The sequence below is a fragment of the Flavobacterium sp. P1_E4 genome (assembly GCF_056405915.1).
In genome coordinates this window covers 1-19,335 of the sequence record NZ_JBFUBE010000017.1, presented here as the reverse complement: position 1 = coordinate 19,335, position 19,335 = coordinate 1, and the positions used below count along the sequence as shown (strand labels likewise).

The following is a 19,335-nucleotide window of genomic DNA, read 5'->3' as shown; positions in this document are numbered from 1 at the left end:
TTATGTCATTCAATTCATTAGGATTATCTGATGCTTTATTAAAAGCCATCAGCAAAAAAGGATATACAACTCCTTCCCCAATACAACAAAAAGCAATTCCACCTATTTTAGAAGGTAAAGATGTATTAGCATCTGCACAGACAGGTACTGGAAAAACAGCAGGATTTACATTGCCCATATTACAATTATTATCTCAGGGGAAACACCTAAGCCACAGACCCGTTCGTGCTTTAATTTTAACCCCAACAAGAGAACTAGCTGCACAAATATTAGCCAATATAAAAGAATATAGTACATTTTTAGATTTACGCAGTACCGTAATTTTTGGTGGCGTAAATCAAAACCCACAAGTAAGTCAACTACGCCAAGGAGTTGATATTCTTGTTGCAACACCTGGTCGATTAATCGATTTACAAAATCAAGGGCTAATTTCGCTTTCAAAAGTAGAAATCTTGGTTTTGGATGAAGCGGACCGAATGCTGGACATGGGTTTTTTAAGAGATATTGAGCGCGTTATGAAAGTATTGCCTCCAAAAAGACAAAACTTACTATTTTCGGCCACTTTTTCAAAAGACATTAAGAAACTGGCAATGGGTATTCTGCACCATCCGGTTCAAGTTGAAGCCACTCCCGAAAACACAACTGTTGATGCTATTATTCAAAAAATATATCCTGTTGCAAAAGAGAAAAAAACAGAATTGATCATTAAACTTATTACTGATGGTAACTGGAAACAGATTTTGGTGTTTACACGTACCAAACAGGGTGCCAACAAACTTACAGAAAGTATGATTAGTTCTGGTATCAAAGCAGCAGCCATCCATGGCAATAAAGGTCAAGGAGCCCGAACCAAAGCACTTGCAGGTTTCAAAAACGGAAGCCTAACAGCTTTGGTTGCTACAGATATAGCGGCCCGAGGTTTGGATATCCCATTATTACCGCATGTTGTTAATTTTGAATTACCCAATATTCCAGAAGATTATGTCCACAGAATTGGTCGAACAGGAAGAGCTGGCGCAAGTGGAGAAGCTATTTCTTTATTTAGTCCAGACGAAACCGCTTTTTTACGCGATATCGAGAAATTGGTTGGCTTAAAATTACCTAAAGAAAACATTAAAGGTTTTGAGCCAGACCCTAATGCATCAACTGAACCAATCAAACAAGGTCAAGGGAGACAACAACGCAATTCAACTCCTAAGAAACCAAAAACGGATACAACAAGCAGAAGCAATACTAGTTTTGGTCCAAGACGTCCAAGTCAAAATAATGACAGACGATCTAATCGATAAAATTATCTAAAAACGGGAGTTGTTTTTTTGGAGCAGAATAATTTCATTTCTTTTGAAAATAACTCCCGCTTTATGTTGCAATCTTTTCCTTTTTAAAGAAAAAAGGAAAAGGATTTCCACTGCAATCGGGGCTAAAATACATGTTTTTTATTTCTTTCAAATTTTCAAAAAATCAAAAAAAACACATTCAAAATCAGCCTAATAACATTAACCCAACCATCCATCACGATCCAAACTTCGATATTGAATGGCTTCCGAAATATGGGAAGAACCAACCAGATCTACCCCTTCTAAATCAGCAATTGTTCTAGATACTTTCAAAATCCTGTCAAAAGCTCGGGCAGAAAGATTCAATCTTTCCATAGCAGTTTTCAACAGTTGTAATGAAGCGTCATCTAGTGCGCAATGCTCCCGTATTTGTTTCGAACTCATTTGTGCATTATAATGAATATGCTCCATTTCTTCGAATCTTTTGGATTGGATTTCACGAGCCGAAGTAACACGTTTCCTGATTTCTACGCTGCTTTCCCCATTTCTTTTTTCGGTTAATTTATCAAAAGGAACAGGTGTTACTTCAATATGAATATCAATCCTATCTAATAAGGGACCCGAAATTTTACTCAAATAACGGGTCATTTCATGAGGAGATGAAGTGTTGGGAGAATCCGGGTCATTAAAAAACCCACTAGGGCTCGGGTTCATACTGGCCACCAACATAAATGACGAGGGATAGGTTATCGTAAATTTTGCCCTTGAAATGGTTACTTCCCTATCTTCCAATGGTTGTCGCATTACTTCCAGTACTTCCCGCTTAAACTCTGGCAATTCATCCAAAAACAAAACCCCATTGTGCGCCAACGAAATTTCGCCTGGTTGCGGATAACTTCCACCACCCACAAGCGCCACACTAGAAGCTGTATGATGTGGACTACGAAACGGCCGCTGATTCATTAATCCCACATCCTTTACTTTTCCGGCAACACTATGAATTTTTGTAGTTTCCAAAGCCTCTTTCAAAGTCATTGGAGGCAAAATACTCGGCAATCGTTTAGCAATCATCGTTTTTCCGGAACCTGGAGGTCCTATCAAAATTATATTATGTCCCCCCGCAGCCGCAATTTCCATACAACGCTTTATGGATTCTTGTCCACGTACTTCGGAAAAATCAAATTCCGGGAAATCTAAGGTTTTATAAAATTCATCACGAGTATTAATAACCGTGGGGTCGAGTGTTCCTTTTCCTTCAAAAAAATCAATGACTTCCAATACATTTTCCACACCATACACATCAAGACCGGCAACAATAGCCGCTTCTTTTACGTTTTGTTTGGGCAGGAAAAAACCTTTAAAACCTTCTTCTTTGGCTTTAATGGCAATAGGAAGTCCCCCTTTTATAGGCTGTAAACTTCCGTCTAGCGAGAGTTCCCCCATAATGAGGTATTTACCCACTTCATCTGATTTGATTTGCCCCGATGCGGCAAGAATCCCTATAGCAAGTGTCAAATCATAGGCAGAACCTTCCTTCCTTAAATCGGCGGGAGCCATGTTGATGGTTATTTTTTTAACTGGAAGATTATACCCATTATTTTTTAATGCGGCTGCAATGCGGTAACTGCTTTCTTTTATTGCATTATCAGGCAAACCTACCAAATGGTAGCCTACGCCTTTATCAATATTCACTTCCACAGTGATCGTAGTTGCTTCTACTCCAAAAACGGCACTTCCGTAAACTTTGATTAACATATAGTATAGTTTTATTTAAATGTAAACACTATTTTACTTTAAAACAAAAATATTTAATCAAATTCCTACTTATATAACATTTTAGTACCTAAATGTACTTTAAATTACGAATACACCAACCCTATTTGTTCCCTTACTTTATCCACAATTGTAATAAGATCCAAACTGTTTTGATGTGACCAAAGTTCACTTTCTATTTTATTTGCTCTGATGCAGGCATGACATTCTTCGATTTCATAGGTATAGCCTTTGCCAAGTGTAGGTCTTTTGAATTTCTCTTTATGGCCGTCATGAATCAATGTGTACGATTCCGTCATGTACCAAGGAGAGTTAAGATTAATTCGGCCTTGCGTACCACTTATGGTAGCTTTAAGATTAGAAGAAGATAAAAAACTGGAGTGCAATATCGCTTGTGCAGTTTCATATTGTAAAATGATAGATGTTTGCAAGTCGGCACCAGTGGAATGAAAATTGGATTTAGCTACAATCTCTTTTGGAATTCCCAACATCAAATAGGCCAAAAACAACGGATAAACACCAACATCCATCAATGAACCACCTCCGAGTTTTATATTGGTCATTCGGTTGTCTTCGAGGTTTTCGACTGCAAAAGCAAAATCCGCATTAAGGTATTTCACATCACCTATTACTCCGTTTTGAACGTGGTACAGTACTTCACGAACCGAAGGATTAAAACGAGTCCAGAACGCCTCCATGAAAAATTTATTATACTTTTTAGCCGTTGAAATCATTTGCAAAGCATCTTGATAATGCAACGCAATTGGCTTTTCACACAGCACATGCTTATTGTTTTGCAATGCTTTGATAGTTAGTTCGGCATGTGAATCGTGTGGTGTGGCAATATAAAGAATATCGATATTTTCGTCTTGAAAAAGTTCGTCATACGAACCATAAGCTTTTGAACATTGGAAATGATTGGCAAACTCTTGAGCTTTGTTCAGATTTCTGGAAGCAACTCCACAAAGCTCAGCCGATTCCACCAATTGCAATTCGCTGGCGAATTTATTGGCAATCTTTCCCAAACCTACAATTCCCCATTTTATTTTTATATTATATCCCATTGAAACTTTTTTTTTAACACAGTAAATATAAGGGTTTTGAAGAAAAACTAAACTGCATTTGATATGGTTACCGTAAAAATTAACCACAAAGTATATTAAGATTTACACTAAGCTTACAAAGCTTTGCGAACCTTCTGCCTACTTTGTGGTTAAACTTAGGGTTTGTCTCTCCCAATGAATCTTTCTTTTCCGAGCAAAAAATTTATGGCTCTCAAAACATTCTTATCAATGGATTCCTCCGTTTTTAAAAAGGACAAGTACCGAACGATTTCCAATTGCAATGATGCTCGTAAACTATCGAATATTCTTTGTGCCTCTGGATTATCCCTTAATGCAGTGATTAGTTTGGGATGCATCGGAATCACCCTTTCTTCTGGATCAAAAGTAATTTCAAAGTTGGCAGTATCGCCAACTTCTTTCTTGGCCATTTTCCTCATGGGCGTATTTAGGTACAACCGCCAATGACCACTATATTTTATTAAGGTTTGAATAAATTCGTGCCCTTCAATTTTTATTTTAACCGGAATTTTTCCTTTGTCTTTTTTGGCTTCCTTAAAAATAGAGGTCAAAACAGTATCTGGTAAAAAAACAAACGGGTTCACTCCTATTATTTGAATTTCTGCAGAAAATTTATTTGTTCCCATATACATATTTAAAGAATAAAGCGTTCCAATGTTGCAATAAAGTTTCTTGTAATGCGCATTTTAATTAAAATATAAATTTCTAGTTTTCAATTAGAGCATTGTATAGCTAACGAAAATACAAATTAAAAATTGACTTTTTCTAAACTTAAAATAAGCAAAAATTACATTTTGCTTGTTTTAGTTATTATTTTTATATTTGAAAGAAAGACTAATCGAACCAAGACATTTGGTCTATAAACGAGTTGATGGTCATTTTAAAATGCCAACTTCAATAATAAAAAGCATACAAGTAAAAATGAAAATAGTTGAATACTCTTTTGGAGATTTTTTTATTACAACTGACAAAACTAAATTGGACATTGTTGCCATTCACGACTTTTTATCAAAGCATTCAGGATGGAGTGACAATATTCCTTTTGATAGAGTAAAAATTTCTATCGACAATTCACTAAACTTTGGACTATTTCATAAAGACAAGCAAATCGGCTTTGCAAGAGTGATTTCCGATTATTCAACTATTGCTTATTTAGGTGACATTTATGTTTTAGACAATTATCGTGGGCAGGGAATTTCAAAAAAGCTAATGGAAGTCATAATGGGACATCCCAACTTACAAGGATTGAGGCGCTGGATCTTGCTGACGTCAACAGCGGATTGGCTTTATGAAAAATATGGTTTTAATAAATTGCCAAAACCAGAATTATATATGGAGCTTTTTGACCCTAATGTTTATAAAGATAAATAAAAAATAAGTTGATATAACTACAACGAATCGAGAGCTTTAATACAAAAAAAAACGATGACTCAAAGAGAAAAAATAAATCAAGCCATAACTCATTTTGTGAAAGGCGGAGATACTAGTGATGTACAATTATTGGAAAAAGTACTTCATAATGATTTTAGAGTTACCAATAATGGTTTCATGGGAATGCCCGGCGTAACAATTATTGACAAAGAAAAATACTTATCAAATATAAAAGAAGGTGTTTTTGGTGGATTGCCAAGGAAAATGATTATTGAAAGCATTGACGAAAGTGACTCTATCGCTATGGTAAAACTACGATTGGAAAGTGCTGAAAATTATTTTGTTTCGTATAACTCTCTCGTATTAGACACAGACAATGAATGGAAGATCATCAATAATCTTGCGATTGTTGAATCCAAAAAATGAATTTCAAAATAATCACAAAGAACAAGCTCGTTTAAATAGTTTTTAAACGAGCTTGTGTTTTTAAGCAAAATGATGCATTTATGGAGTTCTCTTTTTAATTTGTATTTTCGTTTAACAGAAAATAAGCAACTACAAAAAACTAAAAACAAATAAAATGAAACTACCTCCATACGATATTTTCCCAATTATCACCGGTGACAAAATCTCGTTGCGAAAAATTGGGAGTGAAGATATTGAAGATATTATTGAAATTTCATTTTATGATTCCATTCAGGCAGCCACTTTTCAAGAAGCAACAGAAATGCAGGCTAAAATAAATAAAGACTATATTGATGGAAATTCCATTCATTGGGGCATTGCAAACAATTCAACAAATAAATTTATTGGGACTTGTGGTTATTATCGTGGACTTGACAAAGGAGCAGGAGAACTTGGTTGCCTTTTATTGCCTCAATATCGTGGCCAAGGTTTTATGACTTCGGCTATGTTATTGGCTATCGACTTTGGAATAAATACTATTGAACTAAAACGGATTTGGGCAGTAACTACTAAACAAAATGAAAAAGCAATAAAACTTCTTGAGAACCTTAACTTTATTAAAATCGCAGATTTAAATGATAACGAAATTGAATACGAATTAAAACATAATGCATAATTTTTTCTCAAATGAATAATCGTGTGGATTTAAATCACCATTCGTTATCCAGATTTAGGCACAAATGGCCAATACTCTAAAGATTTTGTTTTCAATATTACCACTACATTCAATAATTCAACACAATAGTAAAAAAGTATTATGCAAAAAGCAAAACAACCTACAGAATCCGAATTTTTAAATTATGAAATCATCTTACATCTCTAGAAAATTATTATATCTTTTATGCCGAGTTTTACTCTTTTATTTTTTGAGTATTGTAATCTTCACTACTGTTTCCGGTTTAACCAAAAATTTTCATTTAGCAGATCATCTATCTATTTTAATCACTTCGATTCTAACCTTTTTCTTAGTAATACTTTTTGCAAAATGGAATAAACTGACTTTAAGTGAAATTGGGATAAAAATTCAAAAAAACAGCTTACCAAGATTCTTGAGTGGTTTTGCAATTGGAATTTTCATGGTAATTATTCAGGTTTTAATAGTATCGAATTTTGCCGAAGTAAAATTCACTTTGTCTCCAAATACTTCTGCACTCGATTTAGTTTCATCCACATCACTTTATTTTATTATTGCTTGCAGAGAAGAATTGGTTTTTCGCTCTTACTCATTAAGAAGCCTAGCCTAGCCTATTCTATAAATCCCTTTTTTGCATTAATTATCATAACGATAATCTTTATCTTAGAACATGTCATTTCTGGCATGTCATGGAAAATGTCAATTTTGGGACCAGGACTTGGAGGTGTTTTATTTGGTTTAGCCGCGCTCAAAACGAAAGGTTTAGCTTTGCCATTAGGATTACACTTTTCCTGGAATTTCACCCAATGGTTATTTGGTTTTAAAAATAATAATGGGGTTTGGAGGGAAATAGTTGAAAAAGGACAAGAAACGCATGCTGAAAATATTGCATTGACAGGATTCGTTATAGCAATGACCATTGGTATTACATCATTACTTTTATTTTACAAAAAGGAAAAAATATAAATAATACCCTAAACTCAATATTATTGAGCTCAACCTCCACTTAAGTTTTAGTATACTGACAAAACAAATCCTCTTTATGATTTTGTAGCAAATTGTAATGCAGAAACAAGTAAATTCTTTAAATTTGATTCAAATAATTTAAAGAAAATACCATGGGACTATTTAATGCCATTCTGGGCAATGCATCGGAAGTAAATATTGAAAACCTTTCGAAGGAATTTGAACCTTTATTGATAGATGGTGAAAGTATAGAGAAAGGATACAAAGTGATTAAAGATATGTTTGTTTTCACTAATAAAAGACTGATTTTGGTCGAAAAACAATTGGTAGGCAGTAAAGTCGATTATCTTTCGATTCCCTATACTTCTATTAAAAAATTCTCTAAAGAAAGTGCCGGAATTCTAGATATGGATGCCGAATTAAAGATTTGGTTGGCTGGAGAAGCGGATCCAATTTCTAAACAATTTGGCAAAGGCGGAAATAACATCAATGAAGTGTACCAAATCCTGAGCCAACATATTTTGAAGTAATTTTAGGATAAGAAAATAGATGAAAGAAGCAAGAATAAAGATTTTTGTCGTGACTCTTTCATCTTGCTTCTTTCTTCTTTTATCTTAACTCTTTTAAAACCTACCTCCTATGAAAATAATTATACGCACTTTTAAACTCAAGCTTAAGCACACTTTTACGATTTCGAGAGAGTCGCACGATATTCAGCCTACATTGATAGTGGAATTGCAAAGTGAGGGTTTTTCTGGTTTTGGTGAGGCGACTTCAAATCCATATTATAATATTACGGTGGACAGTATGAGGGCCCATTTGGAGGCTATTATTCCGTTTATAGAATCACACAATGACGAAACTCCTGAGGAATTCTGGGATGCCGCTTCGGCTTTATTAAAGAATGATATGTTTGCTTTATGTGCTTTGGATATGGCTTACAATGATTTGTATGCCAAGAAAAAAGGTAAAAAACTATACGAACTTTGGGGTAATTCTCCTTTGCACAATCCTAAGACCGATTATACGATTGGGATTGACAAATTGGATAAAATGGTAATGAAACTGAAAGAAATGCCTTGGCCAATCTATAAAATTAAACTAGGTACCAAAGATGATATTGCCATTGTTACTGAATTGCGTAAACATACCGATGCGCGTTTCCGAATTGATGCCAATTGTAGCTGGACTGTTACTGAAACCATTAATAATGCAATTGCTCTAAAAAAACTGGGGGTCGAATTCCTGGAACAGCCTATGAAAGCAGATCAATGGGCGGCACACAAAGAAGTTTTTAAACACTCTGTCCTACCTATTATTGCTGATGAAAGTTGCATTATTGAAGAAGATGTTGCTAAATGTCATAATCATTTTCATGGGGTGAATATAAAGCTAGTGAAATGTGGCGGTCTTACTCCTGCTAGAAGAATGATTGCTGAGGCCAAACAATATGGTATGAAAACAATGGTGGGTTGTATGACAGAATCTACGATTGGTATTTCGGCTATTGCACATTTACTGCCGGAGTTGGATTATGTAGACATGGATGGTGCTTTATTACTGTCTGAAGATATCGCCACTGGTGTTACTATTACTGACGGAATTATTCATTATGCAGATTCCAACGGAATTGGTGCTAGTTTAATAAACAGATAACAACTACAATATCATAAACGAATGCAGTTAAACGAGATTCCAAATAGAATATTTTACAAGAACGGAGAAGAGTTTCTGTACTTTGGTGGCACCAATTATTTGGGCGTAACTACCCTACCCGAGTTTCAAAATATACTGTTGGCTAGTTTCCAAAAATGGGGAACGAGCTATGGAAGTTCCCGTTCGGCAAACATCCAGTTGGAGATTTACAAAACTGCAGAAGATTTACTTGCTAAACAAATTGGTACCGAAGCCGCTGTTACAATTTCCTCTGGTATGCTGGCTGGAAAACTGGCTTTGGAACAACTACAACATACCAACGATTTGGTTTTTCATTTCCCAAATACACATCCCGCTTTATTGCATCCTTTTTCGTTACCACTAATTCAAAACGGAAAACTGAATCCATTTCTTCTGGATCCAACGGTTTCAAGAATCGGAATCGTTGCCGATGCTATACCTTCACTTGAAGTTACCCCTATTGATTTGAGTATTCTGCAAAATATTCCTAGTGATAAAGAAATTACTTTGCTGCTTGATGAATCACACAGTATCGGAATTTTAGGCGACCAGGGACAAGGCGTATTAAATCAATATGAACTTCCAAATGTTCATCATAAAATAATTATTGCATCACTGGGAAAAGCCATGGGTCTATCGGGTGGTATTATTGCTGGAGATTCTCAATTTATAGGAGATATAAAAAAACAACAAAATTTTGTAGGAGCCTCTGGAATGAATCCCGCCTTTTTGGAAACCTTTGTAAATGCTCAGACACTTTATCATTTGCAAAGACAACAACTAAAAGAAAATTTAAATTATGTTGCAAAGCATTTAATTCACAACGCTGCTTTTACATTTACCAAAGATTATCCAGCTATTTATTTTGATCATGAGGAACTACTTCAATTACTCTTCGGCAATAACATTATTCCAACATCCTTTCCATATCCAACAGCTTCTGGGAAATTGAGTCGGATTGTAATTAGCGCCCATCATACCAAAACTGACTTGGATAAAATGGTACAACAACTGAATGTTTTTACACAAATGAATTCCGGCTTTGAAGGAGACATTAGATTTGTATTATAGATTATTACATTTTTATTCAATAGGCTAGAATTAATTGCAAGCGTCAATTTTTTTTATAACAATGTACAACTCAATTATTAGATATGTAACTCCAAACTGATAATCCCGCAATAAATTTAAATAAACAGCTACAATTTATATATGCACCCTTTTGTATAGGGGGCGAAAAAACATCCAAAATTAAATTATTGTTATTTTTTAATGATTTTTACACCTCACACCTAAAATATAGGGGGTTCAAAATACAAAAATGATAAAAATAACAAACACACATCTGTTTTAACAGGGTGATTCAAATGATTTTTTATTTTTGCATCAAAAAAAATAATAAAATAATTCAAAATGCGAAAAATAGTTTTAAGTGTGATTCTCATCACGATTTTGGTACTATCCTATTGCTCTAATTACTTTTTAACAAAAAATCCAACAAACCTTTCTGAAATTTCAAAATTCGATACTGGAGATATTGCATGGATGCTAGTAGCTTCGGCATTAGTTTTATTAATGACTCCCGGATTAGGCTTCTTTTATGGTGGTATGGTCGGCAAAAAAAATGTCATCAGCACTATGCTTCAAAGCTTTATGGCCATGATTATCGTCACTATAGTATGGGTGCTTATTGCTTTTGGATTATCTTTTGGTCCATCTATAGGAGGAATAATAGGAAATCCTATTCCTTATATCTTTTTTCAAGGCGTTGGTATTGGTACCTCATGGAAATTAGCACCAACAATTCCCTTTTTATTATTCGCATTATTTCAGGCTAAATTCGCCATTATAACTCCCGCCATTGTAACAGGAGCCTTTGCAGAACGCATCCGTTTCTGGGCTTACCTATTATTCATGGTCTTATTTATTCTATTCGTTTATACCCCACTGGCCCACATGACTTGGCATCCAGACGGATTATTATACAATTTAGGAGTATTGGATTTTGCAGGAGGAACAGTAGTACACATGAGCGCTGGATGGGCAGCACTTGCTGGAGCCATCTTTCTAGGAAAACGAAAATCACCAAAACCAACACCCGCACGTATTACCTATGTATTATTAGGAACTGGTTTGTTATGGTTCGGATGGTTTGGCTTCAATGCTGGATCTGCCATGGGAGCCAATGGTCTTGCCTCTCAAGCTCTAGGAACTACAACTGTAGCTGCTGCCGCAGCCTCAATGGCTTGGGTATTTATTGACAAAATTATGGGACACAAACTTTCGGCTATGGGAGCTTGTATTGGGGCTGTAGTAGGACTAGTAACCATTACTCCTGCTGCTGGATATGTTAGTATGCCTCACGCAATCACAATCGGAATTATTGGAAGCATTATAAGCAACTGCATGGTTAGTAAATTTCATAAATTTAAAATCGACGATGCTTTAGACGTATTTGCTTGTCACGGTGTTGGTGGAATGGTCGGAATGGTACTAACAGGAGTTTTTGCTTCCAAAGATATCAACCCCGCCGTAATCGACCAAGGACTCGCTTTTGGAGAAACCAAATTATTTACTCATCAAATGATTGCTCTAGTTGGTGTTTCCATATTCGCTTTCACAATGTCATACTTTCTTTTTTATGTGGTTAACAAAATCACTCCTCTAAGAGTTTCTGAAGAAAAAGAACAACTAGGTTTGGACATCTCACAACATGGAGAATATTTATAAATTCCCCTTTCAACTATTAAACCAAGACACTCTAAGAAATTAGGGTGTTTTTTTTTTATACCCAATTCAACCACCAACTAACCCATCCAATTTCGTTATCTCTACCACATCAAGCCGAAAAAACCAGTTATTCCTTTTAAACATTAAAATCAAATTTAAACTAAACCAGCACAATCTAATAAATTCAAACCAAACAGATAAATCATCACATAATTTATAAATATTAAACATATTTTTAATAAATTTAACAAATTTACCTACAATGCTAAAAATAAAAAAAACCTCAAAACACCATTTACTACCGCCCAAACCGCCATAAATATTAAATATTAATCTCTGTTGAAATCCATCTCAGAAAAAATAATTTTAAGTTATCGTTAACAAAAAGTTCGCTTAATTACCAAAATCGGTGATAATTTCACGAATAATCAGTTAATCCAAGAACAAAACTTAAAAAAAACTTAAAATTTCATTAACACATTCTATTTTTTAACTTCAAAAATTAAACACCCATCAAAATATAGGGGTACGAAATACAATATCCGTAAAAATACTTGTATAGACCCCATATTTTTTGGAGGGTATAAAATCATTTGATACTTTTATAAAAAATTAAAAACCGAAAAACTATGCGAAAAATTATTTTAAGTGTGATTCTAATCACAATCCTGGTATTATCGATCTTTTCAATTCATTTACTAAATGAATCATCAAAACTAGGAGCACACGTTATTGAATTAAAATTAGACACTGGAGACACGGCTTGGATGATTGTAGCCACAGCTCTTGTATTATTAATGACACCAGGACTTGGATTCTTTTATGGTGGAATGGTAGGTAAAAAGAATGTTATCAGTACTATGTTACAAAGCTACATGGCTATGGTTATAGTAACCATATTATGGGTTGTAGTTGGTTTTGGACTTTGCTTTGGTCCTTCAATTGGAGGTTTTATTGGTGATCCAACTTCAAACCTATTTTTTAACGGCGTAAGTGCTAACACTGCTTGGGAATTAGCACCAACTATCCCTTTTATTTTATTTGCCTTGTTTCAAGCAAAATTCGCAATCATTACTCCTGCCTTAATCACTGGAGCTTTTGCTGAAAGAGTACGTTTTTGGGCTTACTTATTATTTATGGTATTGTTCATCTTATTTGTATATGCACCATTATGTCACATGACTTGGCATCCTGATGGTTTATTCTTCGGATGGGGAGTATTGGATTTTGCTGGAGGAACTGTAGTGCACATGAGTGCTGGTTGGGCTGCTCTAGCTGGTGCAATGTTCTTAGGAAAAAGAAAAGTGCAAAAAGCAAATCCTGCTCGTATCACTTATGTATTACTAGGAACTGGTTTATTATGGTTCGGTTGGTTCGGTTTCAACGCTGGATCTGCTGCTGGAGCTGGTAGTCTTGCTGCTCAAGCTTTAGGAACTACAACTGTAGCTGCCGCTGCCGCTGCAATGGGATGGGTATTTCTTGATAAAATCATGGGGCACAAACTTTCAGCAATGGGAGCTTCTATCGGTGCTGTAGTAGGATTGGTTGCCATTACGCCTGCCGCAGGATTCGTAAGCATTCCTCATGCAATGGCAATTGGTATCATCGCCAGTATTGTAAGTAATCTTGTTGTGAGCAAATTCCCTAAAGGAAAAATTGATGATGCTTTGGATGTATTTGCTTGTCACGGTGTTGGTGGTATGGTAGGTATGCTTTTAACAGGTGTTTTTGCATCAAAAGCCATAAACCCAATTGTTGGTGATAACCAAGGTTTAATTTTTGGTGACCCTACTTTATTTTTAATTCAATTGAAAGCATTAGTTCTTGTATCTATATTTGCTTTCAGTGTTTCTTATTTCTTGTTTTTTATTGTAAATAAAATCACTCCTTTAAGAGTTACTGAAGAAAGAGAAGAACTTGGATTAGACATTTCTCAACACGGAGAATTCTTATAAAACTCAATTTTCAAATACCTCAAAAAACACTCTAGAATTTATTTTAGAGTGTTTTTTTTATTATTATCTCACCAATTATTACAAAATATATGATGTTTTTAACACATACAGACCTATTATATTCTTAAATTTATTAGCCCATTTCAAAACAATAAAGCCCCTTAAATCCCCATCTTTCTTTCCCTACAAAATAGTGTCGTCCAGAATATAATTAAGAACAAATAAATTATACTATTATGGAACTAGAAATCGAACAAATTAGAGATCAACAGAAAGAAACTTGGAATAAATTTTCCCCCGGTTGGAAAAAATGGGATGAACTCACAATGGATTTCCTAAAACCCATGGGAGATGAAATCATCAAACTACTCAATTTAAAAAGCGACGATGTAGTTCTAGATGTCGCAGCAGGCACTGGAGAACCAGGCCTAACTATTGCATCTCATTTAAACGGAGGAAAAGTAATCTCAACTGACTTAGCCGAAGGAATGCTCGAAGTAGCCCAAGAAAATGCGAAAAAGAGAGGGATCAAAAATTTTGAAACCATAGTCTGTGACGTTAGCGAACTCCCCTTTGCTGATAATACTTTTGATGCCATTAGTTGCCGTTTTGGATTTATGTTTTTCCCAGACATGCAATTGGCCATAAAAGAAATGACACGAGTTCTAAAACCCGGAGGCAAAATTGCGTCCGCTGTTTGGAACATACCTGAAAAAAATTTCTGGATAACCGCCACTATGGGGACCATCAGCAAAAACATAGAAATACCTCCGCCTCCACCTGGAGCTCCCGGAATGTTTCGTTGTTCAAAAGCGGGATTTATGTCTGATTTATTTTCGCAAGCTGGTCTCAAAAATATTTCAGAAAATGAAGTTACAGGAAAATTAAATTGCAAAACAACCGATGTGTATTGGAGTCTAATGAATGATGTAGCCGCCCCTGTAGTTTCCGCCCTTAGCAAAACAGATGACATCATGAGACAAAAAATAAAAGAAGAAGTCTATTCACTAGTGAATCAAAAATATCCTGACAACAATGTCATTATTGATTCGAGTGCCCTTGTAATCTATGGTAAAAAATAACACCATAAAAAACTTTAAATTACAAACAAAACGACGCTTAAAAAAGTAATCCATGACACCATTACAAATTATAGTAACCATACTCGTTATGTTCCTTATAGCAGGTATTCGTATCGCACAAGAATATCAACGAGCAGTAGTATTTAGACTTGGTCGTTTCAAAAATATAATGGGTCCTGGAATTTATTGGATTATCCCTTTCATCGAAAGACAACAACGAGTAGACATTCGAACAAAAACTGTTGATCTGGAACAACAGGAAACCATTACAAAAGACAGTGTAACAATTAAAGTAAATGCAGTACTATGGTTCAAAATAACGAGTCCTGAAAATGCAATTATCAAAGTAGCCGACTACAATAAGGCTGTTTATCAATTTTCAGTTACCGCATTAAGAAACATTATCGGACAACATTCTCTTGACGAAGTATTGCGAGAAAGAGAGCAAATCAACGGAACACTTCAAAAAATTGTGGATTCTGCAACTGAACCTTGGGGAATAAAAATCGAAATGGTCGAAATGAAAGATGTCGAAATTCCTGAAGCAATGCAAAGAGCCATGGCACGTGAAGCGGAAGCAATTCGAGAAAAAAGAGCGAGAATTGTAAAAGCAGAAGCCGAACTGGAAGCATCCATAAAACTAACCCAAGGAGCCAAAAAAATGGAGGAAAGCCCAATTGCATTAGAATTAAGACGTATGCAAATGCTGGCTGAAATAGGCATCGACAACAATACAACTACCGTAATCCTTATACCATCAGACTTTACAAATGCGGCAAAAAGTTTAACAAAACTTGTTGATGAAAATAAACTAGACAAATCCTAAACTACATGGATACTCATATTGTTAAAATATTAAAAGCATTTTACATCACCCATGATGTAAAATGCTTTGTAACCGAAAGACCTGCTGGATACGATTTTAGCCCAGGTCAAGCTACCGATGTTTCCATAAACCTCCCCGAATGGGAAGATAAATTACGCCCTTTTACCTTTACCAATTTAAGGGAACAGAATTACCTCGAATTTATGATTAAAATTTACAAAGATCATGAAGGCGTGACCAATAAACTAGGAAGCATCAATGCAGGAACTGAATTAATACTTCACGATGTTTTCGGAGCCATTCAATACAAAGGAAAAGGGACTTTTATTGCCGGTGGCGCAGGTATCACCCCATTTATTTCTATTTTCCGTGATTTGTACAAAAAACAGTACTTAGTTGGTAATAAACTCATTTATAGCAACAAAACTTCAGAAGATGTAATTATGGCAGAGGAATTACAAAAAATGCTAAAGAAAGATTTTTTAAAAGTATACACCAGAGAAAATGTCATCGGATTTCAAGAAAAAAGAATAGATCGTAATTTCCTAATCGATACCATTTCAGACTTTAGTCAAAATTTTTATGTCTGCGGCCCCACTGATTTTGTAAAAAATATCACGAATCACCTATTAGATCTTGGCGCAACAGCAAGCACAGTAATTTTCGAAAAATAAAAACAATCAATTCATTAAAGCTCATTTGGGCGTAACCCCATAAGAAAAAGGGGCTTACTTATCGTTGTCTTTATTCGCCCCTTTCTCTTATGCGGTCGGGCTATCCGCGCTACTTCGGTAGCTAGCTTCCATCCCTTACGCGGCATTAGTATTTCACAAGATTATTTTGTTTTAATCAATATTCTTTTCATTTCACAAGCCCTTTTCAAAACTAGAAAAGAGTAACATATTTTACCATTTAATTCTATATAAGACCGTTACGTATTTTTTTTATATAAACAAACTATCTCTTATGCAAAAACAAGAAAGCCCTCCAAAATAAAATCTGGAAGGCTTTAATTTTAAATTCTATAATAATTTATTTTTTTATCAGGTTCAATGTTTTTGCGTTATCTCCCTGTCTAATTAATACGATATATTCCCCTGCAGGAAATTCTTCTCCGAAAACAATCGGTTGGTTTTCATTTTTTTCAATGCTTTTCACCTTACGCGCAAGCATGTCATAAACCAATACCTCAATTTTTTCAGTACCGCCTCCTTCCAAGACTAAAGTAAACTGATTTTCAGTTGGATTAGGAAAAACTTTTACGGCAAATTCAACAGGTTCTACATCTGTAGTTTCTACGAGTGTTTTATCAGATTGGAGCAATTTTGCATTAGAAACTGGAGCTTTACAGTTACTCGTACATTTACCCAAAAAATCTCCATGATTAAGATGCTCCTGTACAGCCGACTGATCAACGCAAATAGCCGTACAAGGATTCTTAGCGCTTCCCGTTTGATGACATAGAGCTACTTTAACTACACCACTATTACCCGCAAAACAACGCACATCTTCTGCATCAACTCTAGCTGCCAATTCATATGGAGTAGTATAAGAACATCCATTAGCATCCGTTACAGTAGCTACGAATCTTGCATCAGTCAAGAGCACCACATTTACGGAATAACTACCATTAATAGGATTTGAAGTAGACGAAGCAGCCACCGAATTTGTTGTGCAAGTAGTACCTGTTGACAGCGCTGCATTTGTATTCAATCCTGGAGTCCAAACCTCTTTCCCTGCCGTATTAACAAATCCACAGATTAGTTTACCACCTACCCTCACAGCAGCTGGTGCAACAGAAGGGCTTACGCCATTAACCATCGTTATTTTTATAGTATATGGAGCAGTTCCTCCAGATGGTGTTACCGTTATATTTGCAGACTGATCACCTGAATAACCAAAGTAGAGGGTGGATTTATCAGTAACAATAGTTGCAGACAAAGCTGACGGTTGCATAACGATATAAGAAGCTGTTTTTGTACAATTATTAGCATCCGTTACGGTAACATTATAAGTATCCGCTGCTAAACCAGTTATCGTTTGGGTTAAAGCTCCATTACTCCACAAATACGAATATGGGCTCTTGCCAAGGGCTGCTACAACTGTTGCTGTTCCTAAATTACCCGCATTACAAACATTATTGGTACCGGTAGCGCTAGCAGTCATTATTGATATAATAGTAATACTGGCTGTTGCAGAAGAACCATTATAATTGGAATTACCTTCAAATGTTGCCGTTGCAGTATAAGTTCCGGGAGCAGAAGGTGCCAAGGAAGAATTATAGGCACCTAAGCAATTTGTTCCAACATAGTTAAAAGTAAATGGAGTAGTAATAGTACTTCCACCGATACCAATTGCATGAGCTGTTACTGAATGAACATTATCATCAAAATCAAAAGTACCTCCTATTGCACTTACGCTAGTGTTGGCTTTACCTATCACTATTGCAACTGTTCCTGATTTATCAAGATAATTTGTACCTCCTACAAAATTCCAATTTGCAGTACCGCCTGGGGCATTTGTAAAACTAGAACCTAAAGTTAATGTACTACCAGTCGCTGTAGGATCAAGAGCAACTCCCACAACTGAGCCTGTTGCTCCATGTGGCAATGCATTATACACACCCGTATAGCCTGTAACAGTTACATCAGCATCGGCTTTCCCTATGCTATTATCTACCGTTCCGTTAGCATTATTGTAGTTTCCGGTGACATCGGTAAATACCCAAGCATCGCCAGTATATGTTCCAGCATCGGTATGTGTTGTACCACTTACCACCAATCCTGCTAGAGCTTCGGATAAAACTCCTTTAGCTGTTCCAATGGCGGTATGTGCCAAAGCATCGTAGGTAACACTGTAAGGCGTAACCAAAATTATTGGATTTGCTTTCCCGATTTCAAAAATCTTGCTGTCACTACTGCCCAAATAGTTCGCGGTTTCTGCATAAGTATAACTTGCCGTGGCCGTTCCAGCATCGGTGTTGTTCGAATAATCTGCCGGTGGGGTCAAATTCAATCCTCCCGCTCCCGTTACGCTAACTGTCGCCGGAGTTTGGGCCGAACCTGTGTAAGCGAAAGGTCCTCCATTAATCGTAACCACGGTGGTAGTAACTGCCTTGCCGATGGTAAAGTTCTTGCTGTCACTGCTGCTCAAATAGTTCGCGGTTTCCGTGTAAGTATAACTTGCTGTCGCCGTTCCAGCATCGGTGTTGTTCGAATAATCTGCCGGCGGAGTCAAATTCAATCCTCCCGCACCCGTTACGCTAACTGTCGCCGGAGTTTGGGCCGAACCTGTGTAAGTGAAAGGTCCTCCATTAATCGTAACCACGGTGGTAGTAACCGCCTTGCCGATTTCAAAAGTCTTGCTGTCGCTGCTGCTCAAATAGTTCGCGGTTTCCGCATAAGTATAACTTGCCGTGGCCGTTCCAGCATCGGTGTTGTTCGAATAATCTGCCGGTGGGGTCAAATTCAATCCTCCCGCACTCAATCCTCCCGCAC

At 36.1% G+C, this 19,335-nt stretch carries 18 protein-coding genes; 14 read left to right on the top strand and 4 right to left on the bottom strand.

The window, feature by feature from the left end:
• Positions 1–2 precede the first annotated feature (2 nt).
• Complete coding sequence (locus AC1DY0_RS14635; RefSeq protein ID WP_477189327.1) at positions 3–1,289, top strand: DEAD/DEAH box helicase; 1,287 nt, start codon at positions 3–5, stop codon at positions 1,287–1,289.
• A 207-nt stretch (positions 1,290–1,496) separates the two neighbouring features.
• Here AC1DY0_RS14635 and AC1DY0_RS14630 read toward each other — a convergent pair whose 3' ends face one another.
• From AC1DY0_RS14630 to AC1DY0_RS14620, 3 genes are all read right to left on the bottom strand, one after another.
• Positions 1,497–3,032, bottom strand: a complete 1,536-nt coding sequence (locus AC1DY0_RS14630; protein WP_477189326.1) for a YifB family Mg chelatase-like AAA ATPase — start codon at positions 3,030–3,032, stop codon at positions 1,497–1,499.
• 104 nt (positions 3,033–3,136) lie between these two features.
• Complete coding sequence (locus AC1DY0_RS14625; RefSeq protein ID WP_477189325.1) at positions 3,137–4,114, bottom strand: Gfo/Idh/MocA family protein; 978 nt, start codon at positions 4,112–4,114, stop codon at positions 3,137–3,139.
• A gap of 155 nt (positions 4,115–4,269) precedes the next feature.
• On the bottom strand, positions 4,270–4,758 hold the full coding sequence (locus AC1DY0_RS14620) for a DUF1905 domain-containing protein (protein ID WP_477189324.1): 489 nt from the start codon (positions 4,756–4,758) through the stop codon (positions 4,270–4,272).
• A 196-nt stretch (positions 4,759–4,954) separates the two neighbouring features.
• Here AC1DY0_RS14620 and AC1DY0_RS14615 point away from each other — a divergent pair, with 196 nt between their 5' ends.
• The 13 genes from AC1DY0_RS14615 (at position 4,955) to AC1DY0_RS14555 (ending at position 16,512) form a co-directional block, all read left to right on the top strand.
• On the top strand, positions 4,955–5,503 hold the full coding sequence (locus AC1DY0_RS14615; RefSeq protein WP_477189323.1) for a GNAT family N-acetyltransferase: 549 nt from the start codon (positions 4,955–4,957) through the stop codon (positions 5,501–5,503).
• Positions 5,504–5,557: 54 nt separating this feature from the next.
• Positions 5,558–5,929 carry a nuclear transport factor 2 family protein gene (locus tag AC1DY0_RS14610; protein ID WP_477189322.1) on the top strand — a complete coding sequence of 124 codons (372 nt, stop codon included), beginning with the start codon at positions 5,558–5,560 and terminating at the stop codon, positions 5,927–5,929.
• Positions 5,930–6,083: 154 nt separating this feature from the next.
• Complete coding sequence (locus AC1DY0_RS14605; protein WP_477189321.1) at positions 6,084–6,584, top strand: GNAT family N-acetyltransferase; 501 nt, start codon at positions 6,084–6,086, stop codon at positions 6,582–6,584.
• Between the two features lie 184 nt (positions 6,585–6,768).
• Positions 6,769–7,212: a hypothetical protein gene (locus tag AC1DY0_RS14600; RefSeq protein ID WP_477189391.1), complete on the top strand. Its 444-nt coding sequence runs from the start codon at positions 6,769–6,771 to the stop codon at positions 7,210–7,212.
• The gene (locus tag AC1DY0_RS14595; protein ID WP_477189320.1) at positions 7,161–7,568 is read left to right on the top strand and encodes a CPBP family glutamic-type intramembrane protease; all 408 of its coding nucleotides are present in this window, start codon (positions 7,161–7,163) and stop codon (positions 7,566–7,568) included. Before AC1DY0_RS14600 ends, AC1DY0_RS14595 begins: the two co-directional genes overlap by 52 nt.
• Positions 7,569–7,720: 152 nt before the next feature.
• Positions 7,721–8,098, top strand: coding sequence for a PH domain-containing protein (locus AC1DY0_RS14590; protein WP_477189319.1), 378 nt, complete (start codon positions 7,721–7,723; stop codon positions 8,096–8,098).
• A gap of 109 nt (positions 8,099–8,207) precedes the next feature.
• On the top strand, positions 8,208–9,224 hold the full coding sequence (locus AC1DY0_RS14585) for a dipeptide epimerase (protein ID WP_477189318.1): 1,017 nt from the start codon (positions 8,208–8,210) through the stop codon (positions 9,222–9,224).
• Positions 9,225–9,245: 21 nt separating this feature from the next.
• On the top strand, positions 9,246–10,316 hold the full coding sequence (locus AC1DY0_RS14580) for an aminotransferase class I/II-fold pyridoxal phosphate-dependent enzyme (protein ID WP_477189317.1): 1,071 nt from the start codon (positions 9,246–9,248) through the stop codon (positions 10,314–10,316).
• Positions 10,317–10,658: 342 nt separating this feature from the next.
• Positions 10,659–11,975, top strand: coding sequence for an ammonium transporter (locus AC1DY0_RS14575; RefSeq protein WP_477189316.1), 1,317 nt, complete (start codon positions 10,659–10,661; stop codon positions 11,973–11,975).
• Between the two features lie 629 nt (positions 11,976–12,604).
• Positions 12,605–13,930: an ammonium transporter gene (locus AC1DY0_RS14570; RefSeq protein WP_477189315.1), complete on the top strand. Its 1,326-nt coding sequence runs from the start codon at positions 12,605–12,607 to the stop codon at positions 13,928–13,930.
• Between the two features lie 236 nt (positions 13,931–14,166).
• Entirely contained in the window at positions 14,167–15,012 is an 846-nt protein-coding gene (locus AC1DY0_RS14565; protein ID WP_477189314.1) for a class I SAM-dependent methyltransferase, read from the top strand.
• Positions 15,013–15,064: 52 nt separating this feature from the next.
• Positions 15,065–15,838 (top strand): slipin family protein, encoded by a 774-nt coding sequence (locus AC1DY0_RS14560; protein WP_477189313.1) that lies wholly within the window; start codon positions 15,065–15,067, stop codon positions 15,836–15,838.
• A gap of 5 nt (positions 15,839–15,843) precedes the next feature.
• Positions 15,844–16,512: a ferredoxin reductase domain-containing protein gene (locus tag AC1DY0_RS14555; RefSeq protein WP_477189312.1), complete on the top strand. Its 669-nt coding sequence runs from the start codon at positions 15,844–15,846 to the stop codon at positions 16,510–16,512.
• 358 nt (positions 16,513–16,870) lie between these two features.
• Here the strand turns inward: AC1DY0_RS14555 and AC1DY0_RS14550 are convergent.
• Positions 16,871–19,335: T9SS type A sorting domain-containing protein (locus tag AC1DY0_RS14550; RefSeq protein ID WP_477189311.1), on the bottom strand; the 2,465-nt coding region annotated here is incomplete at its 5' end.